Genomic DNA, 10,946 nt, shown 5'->3' on the forward strand with positions numbered 1-10,946 from the left:
TACGGTATGTGAAATTTCTAAACATTGCACAGCTATACCATTAAAAAACTGTACATGTTAAACATACAGTTTTTTGATGGTATCAATTTTGCGTAGAATAAGATATAAACTACGAAAGAACTATTAATGGTCCTCTCAATCACCTATTTTTTCAACTAAATTTTTTACATCTGACCACTCTTCTATTGACCCTGCGTCCGGAAAAACTGTAACTACATTAAAATTCGCACCTTTTTCTTTCCCAATTTGTTTAGCTGCTAATAAATTCGCTGCCGCAGAAGTTCCTATTTTTATACCAGTATCTTTGTAAAAACGTGCCATTTCATACAGGGTATCTTCATATGAATAAGTCCATTGTTTTTCTATCAAATTTTCTTCCTGTTCTATGAAATATTGTTTCCTTCCTAAGCCGAACCCACCTGATCCAGCATATTTCTTTAAATCATTTGGTGGTTGTTCCGAACCATAAGGCAATTCAGCAGGCATTACTAAATGTAGTTCAACATTTTTTGTATAATTCTTTATTGCTGTATAGACTCCCATTAGAGTCCCACCAGTACCAGCAGATGCTACCCATGCATGTATTGGTTTTCCATTCATTTGTGCAATAATTTCTCGCCCTGTACCTTCTATATGACTTACTAGATTTGCATTATTATAATGTTGGAATAAAAAGTATAATTCTGGCTTTTGTTTGCTAATCTCTATTGTTTTCTCAATTACTGCGTAGAACCCTTTACATTTATCAACTAAGATTACGTTAGCACCATAACGATCAAGTTCATTTAATAGAGATTTACCGGTTCCAGAACTTAAAACTAACGTGCATTGAATCCCTAAATAATTACAAATACACCCAATTGACCTCGCTAAGCTTCCACCACTATACTCTAAAATATTTTGTTTTTTGTCCGCTTCTTGTAAATATTTATTAATCATTCCAAGTGCTGCCCTATCCTTAATTGACCCTGTAGGGTTATGCCATTCACATTTAGCATAGATAGAAAGATCCTTCGTTTCTTCGCATTTTAATTTCATGAGAGGTGTATTTCCAACATGTTTAGAAAACTCTTCAAAATGGTTTACTATCATACTTTTATACCTCCTTCATAAATTATGTTTATTACATTTGTTCTTAGCCAAAATACTTTCTACATTTTAATAACTCTCTCAATAAGATCTTCTTATATAAAAATCCCTACAAACACTGTAGGGATTTATGTCTAAATTATTTTGTTACACTCTATTTCATATGAAAATAGTTTCTTTATTCAGATGCATTCATAAGCACAATTCTCCAACCATCTGGATCCTCTATTGTGGTTCCTTTCTCTATCCAATACGGGTTTTCTGGTTCCACCTCATGATAGCCCATATTACTTAATCGATTCACTATCTTTTCAATTTCATCTTTATTAGGCATATAAAAAACTAGTAAATTATCTTTTGTCGGTGCCGGACATGGACTTCCATTAACATGTGTAGTAAACTCCAAATGATACTCTTCATCTGGTAAGCCAAACATAACCCCATCATATCCTTCATGATTGTGAAATTCCCCTATACGTTTTAAACCTAATCCTGTTTCATAAAAATTTATCACTTCTTCAAATTTATCTGTTGGTCTTGCAATTCTAAATTGAACCCAATTCTTCATGCAAATCTCCTCCTTTTCATTTTCCAAAGCTTTATAGTAATTAGTATAGGTTACATATATTCCCTTTAACATCCCTCATTAGTGTAAACTTCCTAAGTTAAAAGACCTATTAGTTAATAAACAATAGGACTTTAGTATAAAATTCATATAAAATTAGTTATATAAATGTAGAGATGAATTACAAGCTATTACGTATGAAATAGTTCTCCTTGCAGGGCCTTTATATACCGATCAGCAGATCTTTGTACAGCTTTATTCGCATCTTCCACCACACCATGAAATGCATTATATAGTCGACTAAATTGGATATCTTTTACCTTCTCTGCCATATCTCTAACTTTATTCGCTGGTAATGGAATGAGATTGGGATAACTATACATAAAACTTACCCATTTTCGATCCGAAACTACTTGTATAATATCACCTGATAACAAAATGCCTTTCCCTTCATTACCGTCTTTCCAATGTATAACAGTTCCCCCCTTAAAATGGCCTCCTAAGCGATGCAATGTAAGTTCTTCCGATAATATCAGATGCTCCCCAGACCAAAATTTAATTTGCTTACTCGGACGAACCACCCACTCTTTATCATCTTCATGAATATAAATAGGTACATTGAATGTTTCCGCCCATTTAACTTGTGTAGAGTAATAATGTGGATGAGAAAGTGCTATTGCTTGAATACCACCTAAATCATATATACGTTGTATCGTTTTATCATCTAAATAACTAATGCAATCCCACATAACATTTAGAGTTTTACTTTGTATTAAAAATGCTGTTTGTCCAATCGCAAATTTAGGTTTAGTAGTAATGCTATACAAACCGCTTTCTTCTTTTATTATTTCGTTTTTGTATAAATTGCTATTTTGCATCGTTTCTAATGTTGTCCATGACTGCCCAATTGGATTAACATATTGTCTTTCCTCATTACAAATTTTACAGCGAGAAGGTGCTTCTTCATTTTCGGGATACTGTACTCCACATGTAGTGCAAATATAATTATCCATATTCCCACTCCTTTTTTCATGTAATTGTTTCTTTACCAATATTTTAATAAAAAACAAAAATATTCGAATCAATAATTGGAACGAAAATGAAATGATACGAAAGTATGATTAGTCTCCTTTCGTTTTAAGACTTTAGCCTAAGTACTATATTTTTCATTTCTTCTTTCTGTGAAAGTTGCATATCGTTTTTAATAGAAATTCCAAGTAAATTAAACTTTTACCCATTAAATAAGTGAATACATCTTTTCAAAATAAATGAACCTATTCATAGATTTCGTCACACCTTTGACACAGTTGCACTAAGCGATACACATTAGGGGTATAGTATATTTAAAGTAACGATAAAAGAATATTCAATAATTTTATCTTCCTTATCGTTACTAGATTCAATTCGTAACAAATAAAGGAGAGGTTTTAATGGAAATCGTTATTATGCTCTATGATGGAATTACTGCATTAGATGCTATTGGTCCATACGAAGTATTTGCTGCAGAAAGCAACAACAACATAAAATTTGTTGCTAAAACGAAGGGATTAATAAAATTAGATTCGAAAATGGGCTATTTACATGCTGATTACAATTTTAATGAAATTACTTCAGCAGATATTCTTATTATTCCCGGATGTCGTCCACCAAACTTTACACAACTTATGAAGGATGAAGAAACTCTTAATTGGATTCTCCAAATACATAAAACGACAAAGTGGACTACAACTGTATGTACGGGCTCCTTAATCTTAGGTGCTACTGGTCTACTAAATGGTGTTAATGCTACTAGTCATTGGAGCTGTTTTAACTTACTTCGTTCTCTCGGAGCTATTCCAACTGAAGAGAGATTCGTGCGCCATGAAAAAATTATAACAGCTGCTGGTGTATCTGCAGGTATTGATATGGCCCTTCAGTTAATAGCTTGGGAATTTGGAGATGAAAAAAGCAAAGCAGTTCAACTCATGTTAGAATACGACCCTCAGCCTCCCTTTGATACAGGTTCTCCTAAAAAAGCGCATGCATCCTTATTAGAAGATTTAAATTTGATGATTGAAAGTTTAAATAATAAAGTTTAAATTCATCCTATTTTTCAAAACTGCAATTGATATAAAATCTTGCATACTTTTGAGTAAACTTTTTTACACTTGTAAAAAAGTTTTTTTGCATTTCCCTACCTATAATTGCTAATATAGTAGAGTAGAACTTTTATAGAGAGAAGGAAAATTATGCACAATGGAATTCGAATGACAACTTTAGTAAAAAGGGCTATGTTAGTTTGTGCGGGGGTATTATTCACATACGAAGCGGCTTTGGGATCAGTACATACTGCTCTAGCTAGTACAGAGGATGAAGCAAAATCTGTTCAACTTGTAAGTGAGATTCAAACATCTCTTGCTCCGAAAGAAGCTCCTAAACATTATAACGGGCAAGTTAGAAAAGTCGCTTATTTAACATTTGATGATGGTCCTGGAAAATACACAGCTGAGCTTTTAGATATGTTAAAGAAAGAAAATGCAAAAGCAACATTCTTCCTAATTGGTTCAAACGTAAAAGCTTTCCCTGATCTTGTAAAACGCGAAGATGCTGAAGGCCACTACGTTGGGATGCACAGTATGACTCATAACTACAAGAAACTTTACACAGAAGGTCATTACGTAGATGAAATGAAGGAAGACCAAGGCTTAATCGCTGGTGTTTTAGGTAAATCACCAGTATTAACTCGTCCATCTTACGGCTCTATGCCAGGATTAAACGAAGCTCTTCGCAACAAAGTTGTAGAAAATGGCTTAAAAGTTTGGGATTGGACAATTGATTCTTTAGACTGGAAATACAACAAAATGCAAGTTGATGCTGCATCTGCTAAAATTGTAGAGAACGTGTTACATGGTGCTACAAATCCAACAGAAGTTATCCTTATGCATGATATTCATCCACAATCAGTAAAAGCAGTACCTGGAATTATTAAAGGACTGAAAGAAAAAGGATATGAATTAGAAGCATATAATGAGAACGAACATTTCCCATTAAACTTCTGGCATGATAATCGTATGTAATGAAAAGACTTGATTCCCTTTAGCTGGGAATCAAGTCTTTTTGTCGTTTTGGGAATTACTCCTCGTATATTCGACTCAAATTCCCCCTTCTCTAATATCAATAAAAATTCAAAATCACATGTTATACTAAAATTTAGTTTAAATAAGTAGGTGCCATATGATCGTATATACAGTACAAACTGAAGAAGCTTGGAAACAATTTAAGAAACTTGGTTATTTAGAAGGTAATAAAGAATTCATCGATCCAGACGATTTATATTCATATGACTGGATGGTGCGCGTTGCTAAAACAAGATTGCCTCATTACGAAGGTAACTATCCTATTTGGGTCTGGGAAGCAAATAATTACCCAAATCGAAATCATAAAGCTTGGGGTAGAACAAATTCAAAAATGGTAATTTTAACACTAGATGTACCGAAAGAATGGGTACTATGGAGCTATTTTGACTATTGGTGCTGCGCTATGACTGATGGATCAATATATTTACATACAAAAAATAAGTGTACTTTAGATGAATGGTATACATATATGGATAAAAAATACGAGATAATATTTGATTTCGATTATTTATTATCTCATCCTGATTGGTGTCTAGGTAAAGAGGATTCGTTAGAAAAACAAGGTGTTATCGGCAACATCCCCCTTTCCTTCGTAAAAAAAGTAAGGCGTTTTCGCGCTAAGGAAGATACATCTATTAATGAAATCAGAAGTGATAACTGGGATAGTAGAAAAGAAAACCGTATTAAAAAGATGAATCGAAAATTAAGAAAAAGAATCGAAAAACAAAAAAGATTGCAAAAGCGACTTATACGAAATTAAAACAGATTTATCAAAATATAGTAAGAAGTTATGGATTGAATATAAAATTTCAACCCTTTTTATATTATCAACACTTTAGCACATATTAACCATAAGGAGTGATATGTATATGGAGTTTCTCTCATCTGAATATTTGTCTGCCTTGCTTGCCATCATTGTAATCGATTTAGTGTTAGCCGGAGATAATGCCATCGTAATTGGATTAGCAGCAAGAAGATTACCGAAAGACCAACAAAAAAAAGTTATTATATGGGGTACTGTCGGGGCAATCGCTATTAGAGCCCTCGCTACCTTAGTTGTCGTTTGGTTATTAAAAATACCTGGTTTACTCCTAATTGGCGGTATACTTCTTATATGGATCGCTTACAAGTTGATTGCTGAGGGCAAAAATCATGATATTAAAGCCGAAGAAGGATTTTGGTCTGCTATTAAAACCATTATTATCGCTGATGCGTTAATGGGCATTGATAATGTACTCGCTGTTGCAGGAGCTGCCCATGGTAACTTTTCTTTAGTAATCATTGGTCTATTAGTTTCTATTCCTGTAGTCGTATGGGGCAGTACATTGATTTTAAAATGGGTGGATCGTTTTCCTGTCATCATTACGATTGGCGCAGCCGTTTTAGCTTATACTGCTGCAAAAATGATTGTAGATGAGAAATGGTTTGCTGGATTTTTCGAAAGTAACCCTTTCATTAAATGGGCATTTATCATTATTATCATCATCGGTGTAGTTTTCTTCGGAAAGGCAAAACAAAAAGCAACAGCTAGTTCTGTCTAATAATGATGGTATATTTACAAATAAAAAGCGCTATTCATACGCTTTTTATTATTTATTTAGCTTCCCCTTCCGGAGTCGTTTTTACCTTCGTTTTGTTTTTATCACGATTGTTATAGTTATACGTCGAACAATGATGTTATATTTACAAATAAAAAGCGCTATTCATATGAATAGCGCTTTTTATTATTTATTTAGCTTCCCCTTCCGGAGTCGTTTTTACCTTCGTTTTGTTTTTATCACGATTGTTATAGTTATACTTCGAACGATCTACTGGAGTGAATCCTTCCGGTGTGTAGAATCGTAATAAGTCACCATTTACGACTTGGTCAGAGTATTTTAGTGAGTTTTGAACCATTTGTTCATTTTTCTTTATTTCATCTGTAAATTCTACAGGTTTTCCAGTTGTTGTATCATAGTATTTGCCGTTCAGTGCAGTAACAGTTGGGCTTACGTAGTTACCGTTACGGAACGCAACGACTTGTTTATGCTCTGGTGATAATAAATCTGAACCGAATTGAACATAGTTTTTCGTATCTGTACCTAGTAAGTGTAATAACGTAGGAAGAACGTCAATTTCACCGCCATATTGATGTTGTACGCCACCTTTCACTCCTGGTACACGAACGATTAAAGGCACACGTTGTAACTGTGCATTTTCAAATGAGTTCATTTCTTTACCCATTACTTTTGACATTGCTGCGTTATGATTATCTGAAATACCGTAATGGTCTCCGTACATAACGATAATTGAGTTATCATATAAACCAGATTGTTTCAAGTAATCGATGAAACCTTTTACAGATTCATCTAAATAGCGTGCTGTTTGGAAGTACGTATCTACTGATGAATCGCCTGTTGTCGCTGGTTCAATCGTTGCTTCTGCCTTATCGATTGGATAAGGGAAATGGTTCGATAACGTAATAAACTTCGTATAGAACGGTTGTTTCAACGTTTGTAATAACGGAATAGATTCATTAAAGAACGGTTTATCTTTTAATCCGTAGTTTACTACATCTTTTTCATTCATATCATAGTATGACGCATCAAAGAATTTATTAAAACCAAATGATTTATAAATATCGTCACGGTTCCAGAATGTTTTGTAGTTACCGTGGAATACTGCTGATGTGTATCCTTGTTGTCCTAAAATAGCTGGTGCTGATTGATACGTATTATGAGATTTCGTTGTAAAGACAGAACCTTGCGGTAAACCAAACATTGAATTCTCTAACATAAACTCCGCATCAGATGTTTTCCCTTGTCCTGTTTGATGGAAGAAGTTATCAAAGTATAGTGTATTCGCATCTTTTGTAAATGAGTTTAAGAACGGTGTAACTTCTTGACCATTTAATTTGTAATCGATTAAGAAGTTTTGGAATGACTCTAAATGAATATAAATTACGTTCATTCCCTTTCCTTTACCGAAATACTCAGGATTTGGACTTGCATAAGTTGATGTTAAATAATTTCTTACTTCTGTCATATTATCCCCATCAGCTAATGCTCGTTCTGTTGATGCTTTCGCACTTTGAATACCATCGTAAATTGTGTAGTTGTATGCCCCTAAATATTTCACAATATAATTTCTATCGAATGTTCTTGTTAATAATTCAGGACGGTCGGATTCTGCAAGACCTAAGTTAACACTGAATAATAAAATACCTGCTACAAATACTAGAGATAATTTATGCTTCGCAACACGAATTGGTTTTGGATTTGCGAATTTTGTTGCGACTAACACAATTAATATAATCGTGTCTAGGAAGTATAGTGGATCATAAAGATGTAGCAACGCAAGAATACTACCACCTAAATCTCCAAAGTTATTCGTTTGTGTTAATGTCGGGAACGTAATAAAGTCACTGAAAAAGCGATAGTATACTACGTTTGCGTATAAAAGAATCGACAATAACAAGTTGATAACGATTAACCAAATATAAGATCGTTTCCCTTTTGCAAATAATGCAAGTCCTAAAAATAGAACTGCTGAACTAAGCGGGTTGAAAAACAGCAAGAATTTTTGGATTGTGTTTGAAATTCCTAAATTAAATTCCGTTACATAGGCTGCATACGTTTTGAGCCACAATAAAATAACGGCAAACAGAAAGAATCCAAAATGATTGCTTAACACACTTTTGCTCTTTAATAAGAACTGTTTCATTTCTCCACCTCTTTTAATCATCCAAGGCTTATTTTTTATAAGTCTGTCTCTCTATTCAAATTTTCTTCTTCAAATAGATTATCTTTATTTAACTATATGAAGAATATTAGTAATTATAATTTGAAGCTAGTATTTATTCAACTATTTCTTTTTAAACATTTTGACCTTGGTTTCTATTTAACAAAATAAATTTGTAACATTTCCTGTTTTCTCCCAAGATTCATCCACTAATTATGACATCCCATACTATATACCTTTATAAACTCATTCGCAAACTATTCTATCTCCAATTTTGGTACATATTTCACATGACAAAATAATGTTATTTAATTATATTGCTCACCTTACATTCCCCTGCTTCAACTAAATCTTAAAGTCATTACATCTCTTCCGTACATGAAAAATCCTCATGTTCATTAATATTATATTTGAATAATTATTCATTTACCCCACCAGTGGTGTTATGTTTTCTCGACAAAAAAACTCGCTCTAAAAAGAGCGAGTTTTTTCATGATATATTATTGACCTTTGTACATTGCATCTACTTGTTTTTGAAGCTCTTCATTTTCTAAGTACTCATCGTAAGTTGCCTCTTTATCGATTACACCGTTTGGTGTTACTTCGATAATGCGGTTTGCAATTGTTTGTACGAACTGATGGTCATGAGATGTGAATAACATTGTACCTTTGAAAGCAATTAAACCGTTGTTTAATGCAGTGATAGACTCAAGGTCTAAGTGGTTCGTTGGATCGTCAAGTGTGATTACGTTCGCACCACTTAACATCATTTTAGATAACATACAACGAACTTTTTCGCCTCCAGATAATACAGAAACGTTCTTCTTAACTTCTTCACCTGAGAATAACATACGGCCTAAGAAACCACGTAAGAAGCTTTCTGACTCATCTTGTGGAGAGAATTGGCGTAACCAATCAACTAAGTTATAGTCACTGTTCTCAAAGTATTTAGAGTTATCTCTTGGGAAGTAAGATTGAGATGTTGTAACACCCCATTTGAATGAACCGCTATCTGGCTCCATTTCACCCATAAGGATTTTAAATAATGTTGTCATCGCGATATCGTTACGACCGATAAATGCAACTTTATCACCTTTATTTAAAGTGAAGTACACATTATCTAACACTTTTTCGCCATCAATTGTTTTAGAAAGGCCTTCAACAGTTAATAAGTCATTTCCTATTTCACGCTCAGGTGTGAAGCCAACGAATGGGTAACGACGTGATGATGGTCTAATATCATCTAATGTAATTTTATCTAATAATTTTTTACGAGAAGTTGCTTGTTTCGCTTTAGATGCGTTTGAGCTAAAGCGTGCAATGAAGTTTTGTAACTCTTTTACTTTCTCTTCTTTTTTCTTATTAGCATCTTGTGTTAATTTTAAAGCTAATTGGCTTGACTCATACCAGAAGTCATAGTTACCAACATAAAGTTGAATTTTACCGAAATCAAGATCAGCCATGTGCGTACATACTTTATTTAAGAAGTGACGGTCATGGGATACAACGATTACTGTATTTTCAAAGTTCATTAAGAAGTTTTCTAACCATTGAATCGCTTTTAAGTCCAAGTGGTTGGTAGGCTCATCTAGTAATAGAATATCAGGTTTACCGAATAATGCTTGAGCAAGTAATACTTTTACTTTCTCTGCACCAGTCAATTCTGATAATTTTTTGTCATGAAGATCTTCACCAATACCAAGACCTTTTAGAAGGATTGCAGCTTCTGACTCAGCTTCCCAACCGTTAAGCTCAGCGAACTCACCTTCAAGTTCTGCAGCACGCATTCCATCTTCATCACTAAAGTCTTCTTTCATGTAAATAGCATTTTTCTCTTGCATTACTTTGTAAAGTTGCGTGTGACCCATAATTACTGTTTCTAATACTGGGAACTCTTCATATTCAAAGTGGTTCTGTTTTAATACTGCTAGACGCTCACCTGGCGTAATATGTATATCACCTGTTGATGGTTCAATTTCTCCAGATAAAATCTTTAGAAATGTTGATTTACCAGCACCGTTTGCTCCGATTAAACCGTAGCAGTTACCTGGCGTGAATTTTATGTTAACATCTTCAAATAATTTGCGATCCGCGAAACGCAAACTAACGTTACTTACTGTAATCATTTGTGTCCTCCTACTAATACCGCTTATTTCAGCGTTTTCTCACCGATTGTCTTAAAAAATCGCATATTACGACTCAATTATTGTAGACTATAGCTATTATATAGTAGAAGCTGGATGAATAGCAACGGTTGATTACTATTCATCCCTTTTCTATCTTGAATAAAATGTACGTTTTTAACGAAATAATATTATATAGAAGCATATTTCATAATGAACAGAGATATGAAAGATGAAAAATTCGCAAAATATAAAGATGTGATGGACAAATTTATTAAATAAGAAGAATCCCCTTTTAAAAGGGGATTCTTTACAGGCTGTGGAGAAAGTCTT

Annotated in this window: 9 protein-coding genes; 4 read left to right on the forward strand and 5 right to left on the reverse strand. The window is 33.7% G+C overall.

Translation table 11 applies throughout. The features are described from left to right. Nucleotides 1–135: 135 nt before the first annotated feature. The 3 genes from DN400_RS07955 to DN400_RS07965 all read right to left on the reverse strand — a co-directional run bounded on the left by DN400_RS07955 (nucleotide 136) and on the right by DN400_RS07965 (nucleotide 2,667). A complete protein-coding gene (locus tag DN400_RS07955; RefSeq protein WP_071714202.1) occupies nucleotides 136–1,092 on the reverse strand; it encodes a PLP-dependent cysteine synthase family protein in 957 nt (318 codons plus the stop codon). Between the two features lie 175 nt (nucleotides 1,093–1,267). Next, complete coding sequence (locus DN400_RS07960; RefSeq protein WP_000800663.1) at nucleotides 1,268–1,657, reverse strand: VOC family protein; 390 nt, start codon at nucleotides 1,655–1,657, stop codon at nucleotides 1,268–1,270. Nucleotides 1,658–1,845: 188 nt separating this feature from the next. Then, the gene (locus tag DN400_RS07965; protein ID WP_000371021.1) at nucleotides 1,846–2,667 is read right to left on the reverse strand and encodes an MBL fold metallo-hydrolase; all 822 of its coding nucleotides are present in this window, start codon (nucleotides 2,665–2,667) and stop codon (nucleotides 1,846–1,848) included. 417 nt (nucleotides 2,668–3,084) lie between these two features. Here DN400_RS07965 and DN400_RS07970 point away from each other — a divergent pair, with 417 nt between their 5' ends. The 4 genes from DN400_RS07970 to DN400_RS07985 all read left to right on the forward strand — a co-directional run bounded on the left by DN400_RS07970 (nucleotide 3,085) and on the right by DN400_RS07985 (nucleotide 6,311). After that, a complete protein-coding gene (locus DN400_RS07970; RefSeq protein ID WP_000407025.1) occupies nucleotides 3,085–3,732 on the forward strand; it encodes a DJ-1/PfpI family protein in 648 nt (215 codons plus the stop codon). A gap of 150 nt (nucleotides 3,733–3,882) precedes the next feature. Beyond that, the gene (locus DN400_RS07975; RefSeq protein ID WP_000551449.1) at nucleotides 3,883–4,710 is read left to right on the forward strand and encodes a peptidoglycan-N-acetylglucosamine deacetylase; all 828 of its coding nucleotides are present in this window, start codon (nucleotides 3,883–3,885) and stop codon (nucleotides 4,708–4,710) included. A 157-nt stretch (nucleotides 4,711–4,867) separates the two neighbouring features. Continuing rightward, a complete protein-coding gene (locus DN400_RS07980) occupies nucleotides 4,868–5,530 on the forward strand; it encodes a DUF3841 domain-containing protein (protein WP_098014861.1) in 663 nt (220 codons plus the stop codon). Nucleotides 5,531–5,639: 109 nt separating this feature from the next. Beyond that, nucleotides 5,640–6,311 carry a TerC family protein gene (locus DN400_RS07985; RefSeq protein ID WP_098255485.1) on the forward strand — a complete coding sequence of 224 codons (672 nt, stop codon included), beginning with the start codon at nucleotides 5,640–5,642 and terminating at the stop codon, nucleotides 6,309–6,311. 187 nt (nucleotides 6,312–6,498) lie between these two features. Here DN400_RS07985 and ltaS read toward each other — a convergent pair whose 3' ends face one another. Beyond that, nucleotides 6,499–8,472, reverse strand: a complete 1,974-nt coding sequence (ltaS, locus tag DN400_RS07990; protein WP_029442622.1) for a lipoteichoic acid synthase — start codon at nucleotides 8,470–8,472, stop codon at nucleotides 6,499–6,501. A 518-nt stretch (nucleotides 8,473–8,990) separates the two neighbouring features. Further along, nucleotides 8,991–10,616, reverse strand: coding sequence for an ABC-F family ATP-binding cassette domain-containing protein (locus DN400_RS07995; RefSeq protein ID WP_000633860.1), 1,626 nt, complete (start codon nucleotides 10,614–10,616; stop codon nucleotides 8,991–8,993). Nucleotides 10,617–10,946: the final 330 nt, after the last annotated feature.

Origin of the sequence: Bacillus sp. AR8-1, assembly GCF_008042345.1 — a bacterium.
Taxonomy (GTDB): Bacteria; Bacillota; Bacilli; order Bacillales; family Bacillaceae_G; genus Bacillus_A; species Bacillus_A cereus.